Below are 22158 nucleotides of genomic sequence, written 5' to 3'. Positions count from 1 at the left end.
ATAATCGAAGAAGAAAAAGAGTTAGTTGTTACTTGGAGATAGTTGTAATTGGAAAACCTTTTCGTTACCATATAATTAGAATCATATAATAGGAGGTTGTACATTGGCTTTACAAATCAAAGAAGTTACGAAAAAATTCGGGGAATTTACAGCTGTCAATCAGCTTGATTTGACTATCCCCGAAAAAGAAATGTTCGGTTTCTTAGGAGGGAACGGAGCGGGGAAAACGACTACGTTCCGAATGATACTCGGCCTGCTTGACCCCACTGAAGGGGAAGTGAAATGGGATGGTAAGAAAATCGATTATACGACCAGTTCATTGATTGGCTATCTTCCTGAGGAACGCGGACTATATCCAAAACTGAAGGTCCGCGATCAAATTGTGTATTTGGCTAGATTAAGAGGGATGAACAAACGGGATGCTTTGAAAGAGTTGGAGTATTGGCTAGACCGCTTTATGGTACCCGAGTATATCGATAAGCGGGTTGAAGAGCTTTCAAAGGGGAATCAGCAAAAAATCCAGCTGATCGCCTCCATGATCCATAAACCTGAATTACTTATCCTTGACGAACCCTTCAGCGGACTGGATCCAGTGAATGTGGAAATTCTGAAGAAAGCTGTCATTGACTTAAGGGACAGCGGCACGACGATCGTTTTCTCGAGCCATCGCATGGAGCATGTTGAGGAGATGTGTGAACATCTTTGCATCATGCATAAAGGTTCACCTGTTGTGGCTGGTAAACTAAAAGAAATTAAGCGTTCCTTTGGTAAAAAGAATGTGTCAATTAAAGCTGATTTTGACTTATCTTTTTTGGATAATTATTCAGGTGTAATAAAAGTTAAGAACACGATGGAGGGGAAAATTCTTCAAGTCACTGGTGAAGATGTGGCTGAGAACATGATTCGTGATCTTGTGCCAAGAGGTTTCGTCCGGAAGTTCGAATTGGAAGAACCATCACTGACGGATATTTTCATTGAAAAAGTAGGTGCCGTCTATGAATAACTTTTGGATTGTCCTTTCCCATACATATCTATCAAAATTAAAAACGAAATCCTTTATCATTTCTACAATCATTATGATGGCCCTGATTCTTGTCCTGTCCAATCTCTCGAATCTTATTGATAAATTCGACAGTGACGATCAGGAAAAGGTTGCCGTCATCGATCAGACTGAAGATAACTTAATTGATTCTTATAAAAATGCAGTAAAGGGCGTGAACGATGACCTATCGATCATTTCAGCCCAGGATGAAAAAGAAGCGGGGAAAATGGTCAGCGAAGAAGAAATCGTTGGATATCTGTTAATCGAAAAGGATGCCAGCCTCGGCTTCAAGGGAACGTATAAAGCGAATCAAATTTCAGATTCTGCAGTAAGTAATGATTTGCTTTTAGCGCTTACCCAACTGAAGGGTCAAATCACTGCAAAAGAATTGAACTTGACAGAGCAGCAAATCACTCAACTGAACATGCCGCCAAAATTTGATACGATTGCGCTTCAGAAAAATGCAAAAACGGAAGAGGATCTCAATCAAGCACGGGGTCTCGTGTATGTGCTCCTATTCGTCATTTACTTTGGTGTGTTGATGTATGCTACGATGATCGCAATGGAAGTGGCTACTGAAAAAACTTCACGTGTCATGGAAATCCTGATTTCAAGTGTCCCTCCAGTCACACAGATGTTTGCCAAAATAATGGGGGTAGCCCTGCTTAGTCTTACGCAAATGATTCTATTTTTTGGAGTGGGCTATTTCTCGATTAAGCAAAACTTGACAGGTATGGATGAAGGATTCTTTTCATTTTTCGGTTTCGGCAGCACCGATATCTCAACGATCATATATGCAATCATTTTCGCTTTGCTTGGTTATTTTCTGTACGCGACTCTTGCAGCATGTCTTGGGTCCGTTGTCAGCAAGATTGAAGACGTTCAGCAAATGATTTCACCGATGACCATGTTAGTTGTCATTGCCTTCATGATTGCGATGTTTGGACTGGGGAATCCGTCAGCGAGTTATATCACGATTACATCATTCATTCCATTTTTCACGCCTATGATCATGTTCTTGCGTGTAGGGATGCTTGAAGTTCCTTTCTGGGAAATCGCCATCAGCATTGCAGTTTTGATCTTAACCATTGTTTTTCTTGGAATAATCGGAGCAAAAATCTATCGTGGTGGAGTCTTGATGTACGGAAGCTCAAAATCACTGAAAAGCATCAAGAATGCCTTGCAATTATCAAAGAAAAATTAACATGAAACCTGGATCCTTCATTTCTCTTGGAGGAATTCAGGTTTTTTAATAAGGTGATAGCATTCAAATGAAAAATATTATGAAAAAGGAACGAAAAATAACATAGATATAAGGGGATATAAATTTATTCCATTTATAAAACCACGATTAGGGAGTGAACTATTATGAGCAATCTGGTAACGTTGACGATAGCTTCAGAAGCGTTTCTTTTGCTATCCTTCATCATTATTATTTTATCAACCAGGAATCCCAAAAAGAATGTTCTCTTTGTCATCCTATTCATCATTGGAGCTGCACCGCTATTATATTTAGCCATCGATCATGTAAAAAACGATTATATGGATGCAAATATAGGATTGGGTCTTGCCTTTATGTATACCTGGATATATAGCGCAGTTGCCTTTATCATTGCCATCATTCTTTTAGTGAAAAAGAAAAGGAAAAATAATATTTCAAAAGAACTGTGATAATCACATTTTGGAATCTTAATTAAATGAAAATACAAATGAGCGAGGTTCGGAATGATTTCAATCTCTTTTCACGATTTTACCGGGGGAATTGTTACCATAATTTTAAAACGAGACATATTTATAATTCATGATTTTTCCTGTTAGGTATGGGATGAAACCTCAATAGATTGAAGAAATCTGGGACACTCCTGCCGAATAACTGACTAGCAGGGACCCTACAGTTGCTTGCTTTGATGAGGCTTGGTAGACAGTCGGCGGAAAGGGAGCGGATTTCTGAATTCAACTGAATTTTTTTAGGAAAACAACTGCAGGACAACTGACTTTTATTCTAATTTGTCTACAGTTTCGCTGAGGATGCATGAGTATCCTCAGTGTTTTTTTGTTATTTTGGTTTAAGAAAACCATACTGGCTACTGGTATTCTTAGGCAAAGAGGATCTCGGCTAGCTAGTTTTGGATAGTCAACCACCAAATGTACGTTTCTTAGCTTAAGAATAGAAATAGTAATAAACAAATAGTAATAAACAAATAGTAATAAACAAATAGTAATAAATAATGAACATAAATCTTTTTCTTTTCATAGGGTAGGAGGGTATGGTATATTATTTTTTGAGGAGGGATGGGCAATGGATGAAATGAAGAATGGGCAAGATTCTATGAATGAAGAAGAATGTTGTACGACATCTCCCCATGGCCGAAAGAGTCATCACTCAGAAGCAGTAAAAAAAAATTTAACGACCCGATTAAATCGAATCGAAGGTCAAATTCGCGGTATTAAGGGTCTTATTGAAAAAGATACGTACTGTGATGATGTGATTACCCAAATAGCAGCTACACAAAGCGCGATGAATAGTGTGGCCAAGATTTTATTGGAAGGTCACCTAAGGAATTGTGTGGTCGAACGCCTGAATGATGGGGATACAGAGGTTATAGATGAAGTGCTTGTAACGATACAAAAATTAATGAAAAAATAAAGGAGTAGATGTTGAAGTGGAAACTGTAACATTGAATGTAAATGGAATGTCTTGTGGTCATTGTGTGAATGCAGTTGAAGGGAATGTAGGAAAACTTACAGGTGTTGAAAGCGTAAAGGTGCATTTGGATGCAGGAAAAGTGGATGTAGCGTTTGACAAGGAAAAAGTATCACTTGAGAAAATAAAAGAAACAATCGATGATCAAGGCTACGATGTCGAGTAAGTCATGAGAGTGCTGTTAAGCACTTCTTTTTTACAAAGAAATATACCCCATACTGGTATAGGGAGGCGGGATGAAGTGAGCAGCCAAATAAAAGAAACAAGTTTACAGATTTCTGGAATGACTTGCGCGGCCTGTGCAAACCGGATTGAAAAAGGGTTAAACAGAATGGAAGGCGTTGATGAAGCCACCGTTAATTTGGCACTTGAGAAATCGGTTATTAAATATGATTCGGAAAAACTAAGCAACCAGGACTTTGAAAAGAAAATTCAAGATCTTGGCTATGATGTAGTAAAAGAGAAAAAGGAATTTACGATTACTGGCATGACCTGTGCTGCCTGTGCTAACCGAATAGAAAAAGGGTTAAATAAGCTGGATGGGGTGAGCATGGCTAATGTCAATCTAGCGCTTGAAAATGCGACCGTCGAATATGATCCTTCCCAAGCTTCCCCAATTGACATCATTCAAAGGGTTGAGAAGCTGGGGTACGGGGCGATCATCAAGGAAGATAAAGTGGAATCCGTGAATTTCCGTCAAAAAGAAATACAAAAACAAAAGAATACATTCATCTTTTCGGTCATTTTATCTTTTCCATTGTTATGGGCGATGGTAAGCCATTTTAGTTTTACTTCGTTTATCTATATGCCTGATTTCCTCATGAATCCTTGGGTGCAGATGGCATTCGCAACCCCCGTTCAATTTTTGATTGGAAAGCAGTTCTATGTTGGAGCTTACAAAGCCTTGAGAAATAAAAGTGCCAATATGGATGTATTAGTCGCGATGGGAACATCCGCTGCCTATTTTTACAGTGTCTATCAGGCGATCATCTCGATGGGGTCCCATCACAATACGGCACAACTTTATTTCGAAACTAGTTCGATCCTTATCACCCTCATTCTTTTAGGGAAGCTGTTTGAAGCAAAAGCTAAAGGACGTTCTTCAGAAGCCATCAAAAAATTGATGGGGCTTCAGGCCAAAACGGCATTGGTTTTAAGAAATGGGGAAGAACGTGAAATACCACTTGAAGAAGTCATCGTGGGGGATACGATTTTGGTGAAGCCGGGTGAAAAGATCCCTGTCGATGGAGAAGTAGTCGAAGGGAACTCTGCCGTCGATGAGTCCATGTTAACGGGTGAGAGCATTCCGGTCGATAAAACAAGCGGGGATACTGTGATCGGTTCAACATTGAATAAGAATGGGTTTCTCAAAATGAAAGCGACTAAAATAGGAAGAGATACAGCTCTTTCCCAAATCATAAAAGTCGTCGAAGATGCTCAAGGTTCGAAAGCGCCGATTCAACGGCTTGCTGACCAAATTTCCGGTGTCTTCGTCCCCATTGTTGTCGGGATCGCCCTTTTAACTTTTCTTGTTTGGATGATATGGGTTAACCCTGGAGAATTCACCCCGGCTTTTGAAGCGATGATTGCAGTGCTGGTCATAGCCTGCCCATGTGCTTTAGGTCTGGCCACTCCCACATCGATCATGGCAGGATCAGGTCGGGCCGCTGAATTCGGTATTTTATTTAAAGGCGGGGAACACTTGGAAACCACACACCATATAGATACGGTCATTTTGGATAAAACGGGAACAGTGACAAATGGTGCCCCTGTGTTGACCGATGTCCTCATCGAGAACGGTATGGAAGAAGAACAGTTTTTATCTCTAATCGGCGCAGCTGAAAAACAATCTGAACACCCTCTTGCGCAATCAATCGTTCAAGGAATTCAAGCAAGACAGATATCACTTGCTGCGATTGAGGAATTTGAAGCGATTCCAGGATACGGTGTGAGAGCTGTAGTTGATCAAAAAGTGTTGTACGTCGGAACCCGTAAATTGATGAAGCAAAATAACGTGGATATTACTAAGGCGCTAACAGCAATGGAAACATTTGAAGAGCAAGGGAAGACAGCAATGCTCGCTAGCATTGAAGGTGAATATGCAGGACTCATTGCCGTTGCCGATACGATAAAAGATACCTCGCAAACGGCGATTGAAAGGTTGAAAGCAATGGATATCCAGGTCATCATGATAACCGGCGATAATCAAAGGACAGCAAATGCCATAGGCCATCAAGTGGGCATTGACCAAGTGATTGCAGAAGTCCTTCCTGAAGGGAAAGCGGAAGAAGTGAAAAAATTGCAGGCAGCCGGTAAAAGAGTGGCAATGGTCGGGGATGGGATAAATGATGCACCCGCGCTGGCACTAGCCGATATAGGAATGGCGATAGGAACCGGGACGGACGTAGCCATGGAAGCTGCCGATATCACTTTGATCCGAGGGGATTTGAACAGTATTGCAGATGCAATCCTCATGAGCAGGAAAACGATGAGGAATATCAAACAAAACCTATTCTGGGCTTTTGCCTATAATGTAATCGGTATACCAATTGCGGCAATCGGACTGCTTGCACCGTGGCTAGCGGGTGCGGCCATGGCCTTCAGTTCTGTATCAGTCGTATTAAATGCACTTCGCCTTCAACGGGTAAAGCTCTAAAGATCATATAACATCTATGGAAGTTACTGACTGAATATAACCATGCCACGAACGTTTGGATATACATTCGATAAATAAAAGCCGATGATTCCTTGGCAAGAGGACCATCGGCTTTCATCTGGAATGAAAGGTGCTTTAGTATATTTGCAGCAACATCTAATTGATGTTCCGTCAAGGTTGCCATACCGAGCTTATTTTAAACAGTAAAATACATAATCTGTAGGTACGCCCCGCCCGCCTTGTTGATGGAGCATCGCGGACACATTACCGCGATGATAGGTCCCATGATTCACTACATGATGGATAAGATCAGCAAGTACAAACTCACAAACCCCCATTTTGGGATGTTCGGTTACAATGGTCCGTTCAAGATCAGACTGAGAAGAAAGAAAATTGTCATACTCCTTTGCAAGTTTCTCATAGCGGAATTCAAGATCGTCTATTGCGACTCCGTCCACTTCTTTCCGCCGTTGTTCAACTATCTTAAATGTAACTTGAATTGTACTTCCCTTTATTATCTCCAACCACGTAATATCTGTTGCGTAAAGGTGAACAAGGACTTCCTTTATGGATGGAAAGACACTTTTTATCGTGTCGCCATAGATTCCATCCGGTAATTGTTTTAGGTTTTGGAACATTTGCTGATTAGCCCAAACGTGGTAATTATACATTTTCTTGGCACGGTTATTTTCCATTTTTTCACTCCTTCAATTGTTACATATCCTTTTCGACAAGATTTAAAGAATCCCTTTTTCAAAGCTGGTTCCCAATACTTATCTTGGTTTAGGATTTTATGTTCAGTCACTAATCCAGTAACCTTCTATTGATGAACACGTACAAAATTGTTGGCCAGTTTTAAGAGTCGTTACAAAGACTTCAAAAAAAAGAATGACTAATCATTCTTTTTTTCAGATAGGCAAGCCATTTTTACTGGCTTGCCTTCTTTCATGAATCCCGTCTATTTAGTTTATTAGGTCAAGCACTGACATGAAGTTTAGTAGAGACTAAATAAAAGAAGGAGAGCAGTAGACACTTTACTATTTTGGAAAAAGATAAATGATTTAATTCTGTTAGTTTACATGAATGACCTTACCTATTTTTGAGCTTGAGATCAACAACAAGAACATGATTTTGATTCGATAAAGTTTTTTAGAAGTATCTGATAATTTGTCCATGCAAATGCCTCGTTTTATACATACCATGATAAAAGATGCTATCCTACTACCACCAAAATTATGATTACCACTCTTAAAGGGGCTATCCCCTTCCAGAGTAAATGATTAATGTTTTTTCAAGCAGGCGATTCATGGACATGAAGTAATAATAAAGGCGATAAAAATAAAAATGGAAAAATGGATAGATAGATATGCGATCATTTGTCAATCAGGGATGGAAAACATATACAGAGATTAGAAGTAAGGTTAATAGAGCATGTCATTACGGAGTATATTACAGATTAAAAAACAAACCTATTAAATTCTTGATACTGTTAGCGAATTAATTTGTTAGAAAAATAGAACCGTTGTTAATTCCAATCAAGGATGGCATGCGGTTTTATCCTTCAATTGACAAGGGGAAATTTTGGGTATTCAAGAGTGTGAAAATTCACTTTACTTTAAAATATTGTTAATCATACTAATAACTCTTATGGAGGGGTGGAAAAAAATGAAAGCAGATGCCGTTTTTGAAGGTGGAGGGGTCAGGGGAATTGCTTTTATTGGAGCGATTCAAGCAATGGAAGAGGAAAAAGTCGAATGGGAAAGGCTTGCTGGGACATCAGCAGGAGCAGTTATAGCTGCTCTTTTGGCTAGTGGCTATAAAAGCCATGAAATTAGAGAACGGTATAGTGAAATCAATTACTCAAAGATTCGAGGCAGGACAATTCTGAATCGAATTCCCATTTTGGGCTTCTTTTTGGAACTTATGGTTCATCTTGGGATTTACAAAAACGATTATTTGGAGACATGGGTGGATTCTCTTCTTTCAGAAAAAGGGATTAAGACATTCGCGGATCTTCCAGAGGGGAAGTTGAAGATAATTGCTTCTGATGTTTCAAATGGCCAGATGCTTATTTTGCCAGATGATTTGGAACGCTATGGGATGTCTCCTGCTGATTTAAAAGTTTCAACTGCCGTAATGATGAGTGCCTCCTTACCATTTTTCTTCCGTCCGGTTATTTGGAAATCAAAAGACAGGAAAAAATCCTACATTTTAGATGGTGGTTTACTTAGTAACTTCCCAATATGGATATTCGATACAGAGAATCCACGTTTCCCAACATTCGGATTCCATTTTGTGAAAGATGAAGTTAACATGGATGCGGTTATACCAACGCCAATCCACCTTTTCAAAAATATATTTAAAACGATGCTTCAAGCCCATGATTTACGGCATATGAACGAAGAAACGATTGAACGCACGATTCAAATTCCTACTGGCGGCATCAACGCAACGGATTTTGAACTGAATGAAGATGAAATCTACTTTCTCTATAAATCAGGCTATACTTCTGCAAAAGAATTTTTGTCGAATTGGGATTTTGAACAATATAAGGTCAAACGCATGCAGAGAGTAAAAAAATAAGTAAGAGAAACATTACGCTATCGTTTCAAAAGGGTAAAAGAGGGGGGACATGGAGCTGTTATAACGGCTCTTTTTCTTATTGCATTAACGAATATAGTTTAATATGAGACATATTTGTTGTCCTGAACTTCCATGAACGCCTTTACCTTATTCAGGAGAGGTTCAATCGAACAAATCGTTTCCGCTATAAATTATGGTATTCAATGAACGGATCCTCAAGGAGAAGAGGTAGAAGTAATTCCATGTCACTGTGAGGATCGGACATGAGCAGCCCTTCATTCCATTTTAATAATACATTAATAAATATGGTTGGAGTAAAAGTGCGGAGGGATGGAATCCCGACAACAAATGAAAACAGTATTCCGGGTGCTTATAAGGAAGTAGTGGAAGCGCCGTTAACCATCACGGCTTCCAGCATGATTTAGTAATACCCATTGAAAAGTGGATCCAGAAGCACCAAGCGAACAATTAATGTGGCACTTCTCCAGTAAATTACAAGCTGTCTTACCAGAGACGTCCATGACCGTCCCACATGCATCAGGAACGCTTGCATTTCTTATAGAAAAATAATAAAAAAACTAAACCGCCGATTAACGCTGCCCGAGATTTTTTGAGAGACGATGATCTCTAAGCCCTTTCGGTAGCAAAACTAGAGATGGAAATGGATAGTGGGGTATAGTTTGTCCGATTTTCCTACTTAAAAAACGGTCCATCAATTTTCCCCACTTGGCATAAAATATTTACTAGGAATATAATCCTGAAAATAAGAATAAAGATTGACAATAACAAATCCCCATAATACGATACTTTACAGAATAAACAGAATCAACTTTTTATTTTTTGTCAGAAAACAAAAACTGAGTTTTATATTATAAAACAAAAACCTCCTTGTATATACATATTATTCAAGCGTGAACTCTGGCTTTTTCTTATTTTGGAAGCGCTGCCAATAATGGCGTTTTATATAACAAGGGGGGATAGGATATGGAAGCAAGAATGGAAACAAAGCAAGAAAAGCCATTAAATATTGGCCGGAAATTTCGCTGGACCGTCGTCATCTGGTTATTGATTGGGGGAATAATCAACTATCTTGATCGAGCCAACCTCTCCATTGCAGCTCCCGAAATGATGAAGGAACTAGGACTAAGCGTGACCGAAATCGGGTTGCTGGGAACCTTTTTTTCTTGGAGTTATGCATTAATGCAGCTTCCTTCCGGATGGCTGATCGATCGGTTCGGGACCAAAAAAGTGTATACAATCGCGCTTATATGGTGGAGTGGTGCGACCATTTTAACGGGAGCCGTTCATAAAATGGGTTCATTTATTGCTGCACGGATTTTGCTTGGGGTGGGGGAAGCACCGTGTTTTCCTACGATGGCTAAGATCACATCATATTGGTTCCCTAAAAAGGAACGAGGATTGGCAACAGGAATTTGGGACTCTTCTTCCAAATGGGGACCAGCCATTGCACCGCCACTTCTCGTTTTCATTATGGTGACTTTTGGATGGAGAGCGTTGTTTTATATAACGGGTGTGATCGGCATCATCTTCGCAATCGGTTTTGTTATTTTTTATAAAAATCCAGAAAAAAGCCAAAAACTTTCCAAGGAGGAATTTGAATACATTAAGTCGGAAGGTGGTGGAGTGGAGCAAGGCATTCAATCATCAAAAATAAAATGGGGTTCGTTATTTAAATATCGAAGCGTGTGGGGGATGATTCTGGGCTTCTTCTGTACCATTTGGATCTGGAATATTTTCCTTGTCTTCCTTCCCCTTTATTTGTTTGATGTTCATCATGTCTCACTTAAAGAAATGGGTATATATGCTGGTATTCCTTGGCTTGGAGGAATCTTTGGTAATATTTTCGGAGGATATCTTACTAAAAAATGGGTTGATAAGGGAATTACTACACCTATTAAAGCAAAGCGTGCCTTAATTAGCATATGTGCCATCTCGGCCGCTATTGTTGTATGTGCTGTTCCATTTGTCAAAGGGCTCGCTATAACCTTAATATTACTCACCCTTGCTCTTTGTTTTATTTCTGCCATTACAGGCAGTGCGTGGGCACTTGCCGGTGACATTGCCCCGCCGTCTATGGTTGCATCCGTAGGTTCAATTCAGAATTTTGGCGGTTATTTTGGTGGAGCCTTTTCCCCTGTTGTGGCAGGCATGATAGTGGATGCAACTGGCTCTTATTCTCTTGCCTTTATATCTGGCGGTTTAATCGCCGGATGCGCCGCAATCTGTTATTGGTTTATTGTTAAACAGCCTATTCAAGAATAGTGTAACCGAGGAGGATATTAATTGATGCCAAAAGTGTATATAGCAAGACCAGTACCAGCCGAGGTAGAGGCCTATATTTCGAAGTATTGCCAGTATGAAATATGGAACGGCCCTGAACCCATTACCAGAAGCCAGCTGTTAAAGCAAATTTCCGATGCGGAGGGACTGCTCATCACCGGAGAAAAAATAGATGATGAACTTCTGGATCATGCACCATGTTTAAAGGCTGTCAGTAATATCTCGGTAGGCTACAACAACTTTGATCTAGAGGCAATGAAAAAGAGAAGCATAATCGGCACGAATACACCTCATGTTCTCGATGAAACCGTGGCCGATTTAGCTTTAGCCTTAATGCTCTCAGCAGCCCGTCGTATACCGGAACTGGACAAGCTTGTAAAGGATGGCAAGTGGGGAAATAAAGGCGATGAACCCCTTTTCGGCGTTGATGTTCATGGAAAAACATTGGGCATCATCGGTATGGGGAGGATTGGGGAATCTATTGCAAGACGAGGCAAATTCGGTTTTAACATGGAAGTTTTGTATCATAATCGGCGAAGGAAATCCGAAGTCGAGGTATCGCTTAGTACAACCTATTCCTCTTTAGAGCACCTTTTACGGGAATCCGATTTCGTTCTTTTAATGGTCCCTTATACTTCGGAGACGAGGCATCTTATGGGGCGGGAGCAATTCGCAATGATGAAAAAATCCGCGATCTTTATCAATACTTCCCGCGGTCAGACGGTGGACGAAAAGGCACTCATTGAAGCACTGCGAAATAAGGAAATCCTTGCAGCTGGTTTGGATGTATTTGAACAGGAACCCGTATTGCCTAACAATCCGCTTTTAGCGATGCCAAACGTGGTTACCCTGCCGCATATAGGTTCAGCCACTCATCAAACACGATTTGATATGGCCATGCTTGCGGCGAAGAACCTCGTTGCAATGGTTACTGGAAGGGAGCTAAGCAATGTTGTCCCTGAATTGAAAGGACTGCAGTCATTAAAATAGTAAAAAATCATTAACACGGCAGAAATAATAGATTGTCCATGACAATTTAAATGAATCGTTGATATTTGAAAACTCACACCATTCATAAACTTAGATGAGATAGATTGTTTGTTATTAAATGGAGGATATAAAAGAAAAATTCGATAAAAAAGGCATCCATTCATTTTGGATGCTTTTTAAGAGGGAGAAAGAATGTGATCAAAATGATCCTAAATGATTTGTTCTACGGCACAATACCGACAAAAAATAAAACGTAGAAAACTAGAATTATACATTAGGTAAGAAGGAATGGTAATTTTCATTAGATTTATTATATAAAAATCAGTCCACGATCCCAAGAAAAGAATACGAGGTGATAAAGTACCAGAAATATGCTGCATGGACTGCACAGTGATTATTAAAAAAATTCCAAAATAACTCCGTGTGATAGTTCTTGCAGTTGTAATGATCCCATGAAGTGTAGTGGAAAAATAAAATCTGTTTTCATTCCTGATTTTAGACATATTCTAAACCATTTGGCTCTTTCCCAGTCCAAGTAAATTCAACAGTTTATCTAGTTCCTGGCTTTTATGTAATGTTTTTGGGGAAGTAAATCCATATATCAATCCCGTAGTTATTAATTCTTTCCTCAATACCTCAATTTTTTCATGTAATTCTTCCATACTCTCCAATGCAGAATCCCTCAAGTACTTTCATTTTTTGTTACGAGTCTATTATTACATAAATTAGGTTGTTTTCAAATAAGAGTGAGTATTTACTTATTAAATATTATTGAAGCATTCATTAGTCCGATTTTGAAAAAAAAGGATGATTTCCATACTTCCTTCGAATCTAAGGGTTACTTAAAACGATGAGATCCAAAAAGTAATGGGGATCTCATTTTATTCTACTATTTCGCAGTCCTCTTCAGGCTTACATAAACAGATTGGAATCAAAATTCTAATGTAAGTTTCCTTATTGTGAAAATAACCCATGGAATTTATTTGTAACGATTGAATGAATGATTCATTAAGAGAAACAGGACGAAAGACTGTCGGTAAATGTAAGACATTGTAGGTCTATGTAAACGAAAGAGTGAATGAATGCGCTTTTTGTGTTCGAAGGGAGCCATTAGACCTGCCTGAAAAATCCCGATTGGAAAGTTATTGATTTACACTTCTTTATACACCTTTAAAAATGCTCTTCTATACTTGAACCGGAATCAAATAATAGGAGGGAAAGAACAATGAATAATGAAAGAGCAATGGAGGATTTAATTAAGAATTGGAGCGAATTAGGAAAGAATATGGACCGCCGAAACTTTATCCAGGGAGCAAGTAAGCTTGCCGGACTTTCATTAGGTCTTGCCCTTGCTCAATCCATGGGCGGGATTGAAGTGAATGCTGCCCCGAAATTCAGTGATTATCCATTTACTCTCGGAGTAGCTTCAGGTGATCCACTCTCGGATAGTGTAGTTTTATGGACAAGGTTGGCACCTGATCCTTTGAATGGAGGAGGAATGCCAAAAGAATCCATTTCCGTTAAATGGGAAGTGGCAAAGGATGAGAATTTCAGAAAGATAGTCCAACAAGGCAAGGAAATAGCCAGACCTGAACTTGGCCACTCCGTTCACGTGGAAGTAAGCGGGTTAAAACCAGATAATGTCTATTTTTACCGCTTTAAAAGTGGTGGGGAAGTAAGTCAGACTGGGAAAACGAAAACACTTCCGCCAGTAGGTTCAAGTGTTCCGAGCTTATCATTCGCGTTTGTTTCCTGCCAGCAATTTGAGCATGGTTATTATACGGCCTATAAACATTTGGCAAAAGAAGATCTGGATATTGTCTTCCACCTTGGCGATTATATATATGAATATGGACCAAATGAATATGTTGCTTCTACAGGTAATGTCCGTGTACATAATGGTCCGGAGATCATCACGCTTGTTGATTATCGAAATAGATATGCACAATACCGTTCTGATACCCATTTAAAAGCGGCTCACGCAGCTTTCCCATGGGTCGTGACTTGGGATGATCATGAAGTTGAAAACAATTATGCAAATGTCATACCCGAAAAAGGGCAGTCGGTTGAAGCGTTCATCAAGAGAAGGGCAGCGGCTTATCAGGCTTACTATGAACATATGCCCCTTCGTAAATCGTCTTTGCCCAAGGGAGCGGATATGCGGTTATACCGAAACTTCACATATGGCAACCTGGCCTCTTTCTTTGTATTGGATTCACGTCAATATAGGGATGACCAGGCAAACGGCGATGTCAGTTCACCGCAAACGCCGGAGTCACTTGATCCGAAGCGGACATTATTAGGTCCAGAGCAGGAACAGTGGCTAACTGACAATCTTTCAAAATCAAAAACGAAGTGGAATGTATTGCCTCAGCAGATTTTCTTTTCACAACGGAATTATGGAACACCTATCGCTCCCAAATTCAGCATGGATTCCTGGGATGGATACCCGGCTGCACGCGATCGCTTGATTGATGTAATCAAAAGAAACAACCTGGAAAATCTGGTCGTGCTGACCGGTGATGTACATGCAAGCTGGGCCGCCAATTTAAAGTCGGATTTCGATGATCCAAATTCCAAGATTTTCGGTGTGGAGTTTGTAGGCACTTCCATCACATCCGGTGGAAATGGTGCGGATAAGCGTGCGGATACGGATAAAATACTAAGTCAGAATCCACATATAAAGTTCTTTAATGACTACCGGGGATATGTCCGATGTAAAGTAACAGCAGAACAATGGAAGGCGGACTACCGTGTAGTCCCATTCGTGACAGAACCAGGTGCGGATATCTCGACAAGAGCATCCTTTGTTTTTGATAAGGATCAAACAGGGCTGAGAAAGGTCGCATCAGCAGCGGTTACGGAAGGTGCACAAAAAACGAACGAAGTTGAGGAAGATCGGACACGTGCCCATAATCGCGCACATGAAAAACAAAGAATGAACAGTCGGGGGAAAGTCACTAATTGATAGGGAACGATTAGGATGTTTGACAAGGACTTTGTGAAGAAAAATGAAAAATCAAAGGAGTGAATAAGATTGCTTTCAAATATAGGGATACCCGGTCTGGTAATCGTCCTCGTGATTGCACTGATTATTTTTGGACCGTCCAAGCTGCCAGAAATGGGCCGTGCATTTGGCCGGACATTATCGGAATTCAAAAGTGCCACCAAAGGATTGGTGAATGATTCGGAAAAAGAGGATGAAAACGAGAATAAAGCTGCGTTAAGAGCTGTTAAAAAAGAGGGATGAATTAAATGTGTTATAGCGAGCGGATAGACTCGCCTGCTTCTTTTCATGAGAGAAGGTCGAGGGGAAGTGCTATTTGCAATATGGTAAGAAAATAACTAAAAAGGAGGAGTGAAAGTGGAGAGTAAGGATTTACATGTAATTGAGCATATGGAGGAACTCCGAAGCAGAATCATTCAGACACTGATAGGTTTTCTTGCTTTTTTCATAGTGGGTTTCATATTCATAAAGGATATTTATGAACTGCTCATTAAGGATTTGGAAGGAAAGCTTGCCGTGCTCGGTCCGAGTGAAATCCTTTGGGTATATATGATGATCGCTGCGGTTTGCGCATTAGCTGCAACGATTCCACGGGCAGCCTTTCAGTTATGGCGCTTTGTGGCTCCAGCGTTGAAACCGGAAGAGAGAAAAGTTACATTTCGGTTCATACCAGGGCTGTTCATTCAATTCATCACAGGTATCTCATTTGGATATTTTGTGTTGTTTCCAATAGTGCTGGGTTTCCTCACTTCCCTATCGGCCGGGCAGTTCGAGATGATGTTCACAGCGGAAAAGTATTTTCGGTTCATGATTAATTTGATCTTGCCTTTCGGGATTTTATTCGAAATGCCGCTTGTGGTCATGTTCCTGACCAGATTAGGAATCATCAATCCAAAAGTGTTGAAGAAGTCTCGTAAGATTTCTTATTTCGTCCTGGTCATCATCTCGATCCTGATCACGCCTCCAGATATCATTTCGGACATTTTGGTTATCGTCCCTCTGCTTATGCTTTATGAAGTGAGTGTTCAGTTGTCCAATATGGTTTATCGTAAAAGGCTTATGAAAGATGAGTCAGCATTATCAGTCACATGAAATGGCTCATCACAAACTATGGTAAGCGACATTTCCCAGGAAATATTTAGGGAGCACTAAAAAGTTGAGGGGCATGCCCCTCAACTTTTTTATTGCGGAATAATACTTGGTGGAAATAATTAAGTGAATTACCCTTTTTTTAACATGGCCTCTGACTTTATATTTGGAGTGGTTTTAAGTTTATTGTTACCAATCCACCAAACCGATATTGCACTCACTAAACCAGCAAAAACGACGTAAAAGCAAAGTAAAATGGGAGATCCATTATGATAACCTAATAATGCAGTGGCAATGATAGGGGTCAAACCACTTGCGAAAATTCCTGAAAATTGATAGACGAAAGACATTCCTGTGTATCTGACAGGAGCATCAAATAGCTCTGCAAATAAAGCAGCTTCAGGCCCATAAACGGACGAATAAAAGATTCCTAGAGGAATGATGAGTGCCAACCAGATTACAAGGGTGCTGCCATTACTATTCGACATTATCCAAAAAGCAGGAAGTGCAGAAAGTCCTGTTACAAGACTACCAATTAAATAGGTTCGGGTTCTCCCAAACCGGTCAGATACATGACCGAAGATGGGAATGAAAAAGCACATGACAAATGCTGCTGCGGACACACCGAGTAATGCCTCGGTACGTGATAAATCAAGGGAGTTTGTTAAATAGGTAATAGAAAATACACCCATAACATTAAAGAACACACCGTCTATATATCTTGCACCCATGCCAGCCAGGACATTACCCGTATTATTTTTCCACATGTCTTTTATGGGCATGTTAGATTCTGTGTTACTTTCCTTCACTTTTTTAAACTCAGGTGATTCTGAAACATTAAGCCGAATCCATAAACCAAGGAATATCAATATGGAGCTAAGTGCAAAAGCTGTTCGCCATCCCCATGACATGAACTGACTGTCAGATAAAGTAGAAGAAAGTACTCCCACAACCCCAGATGACAAAAGCAACCCTATTGATAGTCCAATTTGTGGCAAACTAGCATATAGCCCCCTTTTTTTTATCGGTGCATGTTCAAAAGTCATTAGTACAGCACCGCCCCATTCACCGCCTAGTCCAATCCCTTGCAATATTCTTAAGATAAGCAAGCAGATGGGGGCCCATATGCCAATTTGGTTATAAGTGGGTATAAGGGCGATTAATACAGTACTCCCGCCCATAATGCCTAAGCTGGTTATCAGCATGCTTTTCCGACCGATTTTGTCTCCGAAATGACCAAAAATTAATCCTCCCACCGGACGGGCTATAAACCCCACAGCGAATGTGGCATAGGCTAACAAAGTGGATACAATTGGATCATCAGCAGGAAAGTATAACTTATTGAATACAATTCCAGCGACTACACCGTAAAGGAAAAAGTCATACCACTCAATCGTTGAACCAATGAGACTGGCCCCCACCACGCGTGAGAGTGTTTTACCCTTTTTTATTTCCATCTCTCTTTTCCTCCCTAACATTGATAAATTCAAAAAATGGTTGGAAATATGAAGAAGAGTTCAATAAAGTATTCAATTACATTTCCATAAATAATAATCTGGGTGGAGGACAATTTAATCCATTTACCAGTACCTAATTACTCTAATTGTAAATTTGGCATTATTTCAAAATGTTTTTTTATAAAGTTTTTATAGTGAATGAATTTTATTTAGATCAGCTTATAGGCAATTCAATTATAGTGAAAACTTTCAGGTCGGGCGGATAGTATGCGCTTTCATTTTTCTATTTCTTTATTTTATTTCTGGTACAGTTTGTGAATTTCGGTTAGATAGTTTCTCAGCTAATAAGTAAAAGACATTCCTTATGTCCTGTTCAGTCGGAACTTTCCTATTGGTTGCTATTCCATTACCTGAAAGAGCATCAGAAACTAATGCTGGAATTTCGGAATTTAACTTTTGGGTGTCTATATATTTAAGTCCGTCATTCCAAATACCGAACTTTTCATTATATTCTTCTAGTAAAGAAATAGGAAATAAAGTAAGGTTTTCATTACTGAGAGAGGGAGAGGCCCCCAGTGCCAAAGCGATTTCAGCAAAATCTTCTTGGCAGGAATCTAGGCTGAATTCCATAACAAGGGGCATCAGCAATGCTACGCTTAGTCCATGTGGAATGTGGAACCTCGCTCCTAACGCTCTTCCTGTTGCATGGGCCAAATTTGTGGAGGCGTTTGAAAAAGCGATGCCTGCATAACAGCTTGCCAACATCATTTCTCTTCTAGAATCGATATCTGAACCATCCACAAAAACTTTTGGCAGTGATTTTTCGATTAGTTTTATAGCTTCAAGAGAGAATAATTTGGTCATGACGGTTGCCCTATTCGAAAGAAGGGCTTCAATAGCATGTGAAAGAGCATCAAGACCAGTATAGACCGTAAAATTGGAGGGGAGGCTTAAAGTTAATTCCGGATCTAAAATTGCCACATCTGGAACAAGGTCCGGATGACTAGGATTCATTTTTATATTCGTTTCAAAATCCGTGATAACCATAATTTTAGTAACTTCAGATCCGGTTCCAGAAGTTGTAGGAACTGCAAAAAGAGGGAGCCGATCTAGTTTTAGGTAATTAGGTATGCTATTCCATTCAGTATCCATTGATTTACCGAAAATTGATAATGCCTTTGCTAAATCAATGGCACTGCCTCCTCCTATGCCAAGTACACAATCTCCCTGAAAGTCATTGAAATGCGTTAATGCGTCTTCCACATGTTGGGTAGACGGTTCTCCTGAAAAATTTTTGAAAAATTTAAATTCTATGCCACTTTTCATTAAGATTATGCTTATCTTTTCATGGAGGTTTAAAGGAGGTCTAGCCAAGAAAGAGTCCATGAGAATGAAAATTTTTCTCCCTCCTTTTGATCTAATTAGGTTTCCTAAATAATGGATGGCCCCATTTTCAACTAAAATATTCCGAGGCAAATCAAGTATAGCCATTTTATCACCCTTTCTTAGTATTGTTAAAGATTTTCCTACTGAAATACTAATGCAAGAAACATGCCGAACTTGGAATGTTGGGAAAATTGCAAAAAAACAGTGCTCCCAAAAAAATTATGGTGTTGAATTGTCACCAACCTGGTAATAAAATGACTACAAAAGGAGGCGAAAAATAATGGGAATAAATGAACTTCTAGAAAAGGTACAACAATTAGAGGCCACGAATAAACAAATGCGGACAATCATTGACTTTTCCTCAGATGGACTTTATGTGGTGGATGAAGATGGAATCACCATAGAAGTTAATAAGGCTTATGAAGAAATGACAGGGATAAATCGTAATGAAGTTATTGGTAAAGATATTAGAGATTTAGTATTATTGGAGTATTTTGATGAATCAGCTGCGTATATGGCATTACAGTCTAAGAAAACTACCACTATCATGCAAAAAATCAATAAATGTAAATTTTTTGTAGCAACAGCTACTCCGGTCTTAGATAATTCAAGGAAAAAGGTAAAAATGATAGTTACGAGTGTAAGAGATATAACTTATTTGAATCATTTACAAAGTCAAACAAGAAAAATGGAACTTGATAAGGAAATTGACGCAAAACAAGGCATGAACCATCTGCAAATTATTTTTAAAAGTCAGCAAATGAAGAATTTAATAGAAAAGGCAAAAAAAATTGCTGCATTTCCAACATCTGTACTCATTACAGGTGACTCCGGGACAGGTAAAGAAGTGTTGGCTAATTACATTCATCAGTACAGCCCACAAAAAGAAGCCCCTTTTATTAAAGTGAATTGTGCAGCCATCCCATCTGAATTATTTGAGTCGGAATTATTTGGATTTGCTGATGGAGCGTTTACTGGAGCTAAAAAAGGGGGAAAGGCTGGCTTTTTTGAAAAAGCGAATATGGGTACCATCCTATTAGATGAAATTGGTGAACTTCCATTGTTAATGCAAGCTAAATTGCTCCGCGTTCTTCAAGATCAAGCCATTACCCGTATAGGTGATACAAGGCCAATTCCTCTTAACTTTCGATTAATTTGTTCGACCAATAAAGATCTAAGGGAACTTATTAATAAAAAGCAATTCAGAGAAGATTTATGGTATCGGATTAATGTGATCCATCTAGATATACCACCGTTATTAAAGCGGAAATCTGATATTTCACCCCTTATTGACTTTTACCTTAAACTGCTTTGTGAGCAGTTCGGTTTAATAAAAAAAATAATGCCTGAAACGATAAAGCTTATGGAATGGTACCAATGGCCAGGAAATGTCCGTGAGCTGAAAAATATAATAGAGTATTTGGTGGTATCAACATCAGTACCTTCCATATTCCCTAGAGACCTGCCTGAACATATTAGAGATAATTGGAAATTAGAAAGCGATAATGAAAATGAGGAATATCATTTATCCTCCACTGCTCATTTTAATTTGAAGAAAGCAATGAATCAATTTGAAACTCAGATAATAATTGAAGCCCTAAAATCCTCACCAAGCATTCGGAAGGCAGCTATTAAACTCGAAATTGACCATGCAAATCTAATTAGGAGAATGAAACGACTTGGGATTCAGTATTGAAGCAAATGAAATATATAAAAATATTGCACATAGAGGAAATGAATCCTAAATCTTTACCTCTGGTTATAGTTTATCCCTCCACGATAATCAGCGGGTAGTTATGAAAGAAACGTTGCTTCCTAGATAATAATGACTCTGCAAATTAGATTCCCCTTTAAACCCTCACAGTATTTTAAACCAACACTATCATAAGATAATTTCCAACATGAAAAAGGGAATTGGACATTCAAAAGGAAACATAAGAATGTGATTGTAAAAATATCGAAAGGTGAAGTTTCGAATCTGAATAAGAGATGATTGTGTATCTTATGGTTCAAGTATAAATATAAATTTAGGGGGGGAAAGCATATCAAAATATCGAGAGGGATGGTGAGAAGATCATGAAGGATATATTGAAGATTATCGCAGGAAACATTTCCATGACCTTTGCCTATGCTTATTTAATCGTTCCCAATGAAATTATCAATGGCGGTGTAACTAGCTCGGCATTATTATTGCATGCATTATCAGGTTATAACATTGCCATGCTAGCCAATTTCGTTACAGGATTACTATTAATCATTTGTTTAGTTTTTCTAGGGAAAGAGTACTTTTTTAAGTCGATCGTAAGTTCCCTTAGCTACATGGTTTTTTTTAATTTTTTTTATTCAATGAATATAAATTTTGATATTCACATCGTATTAGTGATTATCATTTCGTCAATTTTGATTGCGATAGGATATTATTTATGTATAACAGCAAATGCCTCCACTGTTGGCTTTGACGTGATTGCCTTAATTTTGCATCATAAAAATGAAAAAATAGATATTGCAGCGACAATCAGGATTATTAATCTTATCGTACTGATATTGGGTCTTCTTGTTTACGGTTATACATCGATTGTTAAGGGAATTGCGTTTACCTTGCTTTTTTCATACCTTTTAAAGAAAATGCTGGATAGGAAGGAGAAGGCCGCGAAGTCAGCTGTGGGAAGTGTGTTGGATACAACCTCCAAGGTTAAAGAAGTAAAATGAATGAAATTCAGACTTAATGGACACCGCTTTTTTATTTGGAAAATAGCATTTTGTTATCTAAATATTCTGATTTTTAAATTGACTTTGAAAAAACCAGAGTGTATTATACACATAGAAAGTGGTACTAACATCATGACGTAGTGATGTTATATCTGCTTTGAATTTCAAAATAGCATTAAGGAAGGAGGACAAGTGATACAGAATCTTAAGTTCATAGCGTCATCTCCTGTGTTG

The 22158-nt window shown here is 39.1% G+C and carries 19 protein-coding genes; 15 read left to right on the top strand and 4 right to left on the bottom strand.

Annotated elements, in window-relative coordinates; all coding sequences use genetic code 11:
• The first annotated feature begins 103 nt into the window (after nt 1–103).
• The 6 genes from IOC57_RS05755 (at nt 104) to IOC57_RS05730 (ending at nt 6402) form a co-directional block, all read left to right on the top strand.
• Nucleotides 104–1003 carry an ABC transporter ATP-binding protein gene (locus tag IOC57_RS05755; protein ID WP_207437822.1) on the top strand — a complete coding sequence of 300 codons (900 nt, stop codon included), beginning with the start codon at nt 104–106 and terminating at the stop codon, nt 1001–1003.
• A complete protein-coding gene (locus IOC57_RS05750) occupies nt 996–2246 on the top strand; it encodes an ABC transporter permease (RefSeq protein WP_207437821.1) in 1251 nt (416 codons plus the stop codon). The genes IOC57_RS05755 and IOC57_RS05750 overlap by 8 nt, the downstream gene beginning before the upstream one ends.
• A gap of 164 nt (nt 2247–2410) precedes the next feature.
• Complete coding sequence (locus IOC57_RS05745; protein ID WP_207437820.1) at nt 2411–2713, top strand: hypothetical protein; 303 nt, start codon at nt 2411–2413, stop codon at nt 2711–2713.
• Between the two features lie 637 nt (nt 2714–3350).
• Nucleotides 3351–3689, top strand: coding sequence for a metal-sensitive transcriptional regulator (locus tag IOC57_RS05740; protein ID WP_207437946.1), 339 nt, complete (start codon nt 3351–3353; stop codon nt 3687–3689).
• Between the two features lie 16 nt (nt 3690–3705).
• Nucleotides 3706–3912: a copper chaperone CopZ gene (gene copZ / locus IOC57_RS05735; protein WP_207437819.1), complete on the top strand. Its 207-nt coding sequence runs from the start codon at nt 3706–3708 to the stop codon at nt 3910–3912.
• A 75-nt stretch (nt 3913–3987) separates the two neighbouring features.
• Nucleotides 3988–6402 (top strand): heavy metal translocating P-type ATPase, encoded by a 2415-nt coding sequence (locus IOC57_RS05730; RefSeq protein ID WP_309487671.1) that lies wholly within the window; start codon nt 3988–3990, stop codon nt 6400–6402.
• A 191-nt stretch (nt 6403–6593) separates the two neighbouring features.
• Here IOC57_RS05730 and IOC57_RS05725 read toward each other — a convergent pair whose 3' ends face one another.
• The gene (locus tag IOC57_RS05725; RefSeq protein ID WP_207437817.1) at nt 6594–7097 is read right to left on the bottom strand and encodes a DinB family protein; all 504 of its coding nucleotides are present in this window, start codon (nt 7095–7097) and stop codon (nt 6594–6596) included.
• 970 nt (nt 7098–8067) lie between these two features.
• Here IOC57_RS05725 and IOC57_RS05720 point away from each other — a divergent pair.
• From IOC57_RS05720 to IOC57_RS05705, 4 genes are all read left to right on the top strand, one after another.
• Nucleotides 8068–8985, top strand: coding sequence for a patatin-like phospholipase family protein (locus tag IOC57_RS05720; protein WP_207437816.1), 918 nt, complete (start codon nt 8068–8070; stop codon nt 8983–8985).
• Between the two features lie 263 nt (nt 8986–9248).
• On the top strand, nt 9249–9410 hold the full coding sequence (locus IOC57_RS05715; protein WP_207437815.1) for a hypothetical protein: 162 nt from the start codon (nt 9249–9251) through the stop codon (nt 9408–9410).
• Nucleotides 9411–9969: 559 nt separating this feature from the next.
• On the top strand, nt 9970–11268 hold the full coding sequence (locus tag IOC57_RS05710) for an MFS transporter (RefSeq protein ID WP_207437814.1): 1299 nt from the start codon (nt 9970–9972) through the stop codon (nt 11266–11268).
• A gap of 21 nt (nt 11269–11289) precedes the next feature.
• Complete coding sequence (locus IOC57_RS05705) at nt 11290–12276, top strand: 2-hydroxyacid dehydrogenase (RefSeq protein ID WP_207437813.1); 987 nt, start codon at nt 11290–11292, stop codon at nt 12274–12276.
• A 506-nt stretch (nt 12277–12782) separates the two neighbouring features.
• Here IOC57_RS05705 and IOC57_RS05700 read toward each other — a convergent pair.
• On the bottom strand, nt 12783–12938 hold the full coding sequence (locus tag IOC57_RS05700; protein ID WP_207437812.1) for an aspartyl-phosphate phosphatase Spo0E family protein: 156 nt from the start codon (nt 12936–12938) through the stop codon (nt 12783–12785).
• A gap of 563 nt (nt 12939–13501) precedes the next feature.
• On the opposite strand from IOC57_RS05700, the gene IOC57_RS05695 reads away from it, so the two are divergent.
• From IOC57_RS05695 to tatC, 3 genes are all read left to right on the top strand, one after another.
• Nucleotides 13502–15244 carry an alkaline phosphatase D family protein gene (locus IOC57_RS05695; protein ID WP_207437811.1) on the top strand — a complete coding sequence of 581 codons (1743 nt, stop codon included), beginning with the start codon at nt 13502–13504 and terminating at the stop codon, nt 15242–15244.
• 69 nt (nt 15245–15313) lie between these two features.
• Nucleotides 15314–15526 (top strand): twin-arginine translocase TatA/TatE family subunit, encoded by a 213-nt coding sequence (locus IOC57_RS05690; protein ID WP_207437810.1) that lies wholly within the window; start codon nt 15314–15316, stop codon nt 15524–15526.
• Nucleotides 15527–15640: 114 nt separating this feature from the next.
• The gene (gene tatC, locus IOC57_RS05685) at nt 15641–16375 is read left to right on the top strand and encodes a twin-arginine translocase subunit TatC (protein WP_207437809.1); all 735 of its coding nucleotides are present in this window, start codon (nt 15641–15643) and stop codon (nt 16373–16375) included.
• Between the two features lie 128 nt (nt 16376–16503).
• On the opposite strand, the gene IOC57_RS05680 is transcribed toward tatC, so the two are convergent.
• Together IOC57_RS05680 and IOC57_RS05675 are read right to left on the bottom strand one after the other, a co-directional pair.
• Nucleotides 16504–17829, bottom strand: coding sequence for an MFS transporter (locus IOC57_RS05680; RefSeq protein ID WP_207437808.1), 1326 nt, complete (start codon nt 17827–17829; stop codon nt 16504–16506).
• 291 nt (nt 17830–18120) lie between these two features.
• A complete protein-coding gene (locus IOC57_RS05675; RefSeq protein ID WP_207437807.1) occupies nt 18121–19320 on the bottom strand; it encodes an iron-containing alcohol dehydrogenase in 1200 nt (399 codons plus the stop codon).
• 175 nt (nt 19321–19495) lie between these two features.
• Between IOC57_RS05675 and IOC57_RS05670 the strand changes: the two genes are divergently transcribed.
• Entirely contained in the window at nt 19496–20911 is a 1416-nt protein-coding gene (locus IOC57_RS05670) for a sigma-54 interaction domain-containing protein (RefSeq protein WP_207437806.1), read from the top strand.
• 380 nt (nt 20912–21291) lie between these two features.
• Complete coding sequence (locus IOC57_RS05665; protein WP_207437805.1) at nt 21292–21924, top strand: YitT family protein; 633 nt, start codon at nt 21292–21294, stop codon at nt 21922–21924.
• The last annotated feature ends 234 nt before the right edge of the window (nt 21925–22158 follow it).

It is taken from the genome of Bacillus sp. SD075, from assembly GCF_017355165.1.
Lineage (GTDB): Bacteria > Bacillota > Bacilli > Bacillales > DSM-1321 > Peribacillus.
This window is presented reverse-complemented; position numbering and strand designations above follow the sequence as displayed.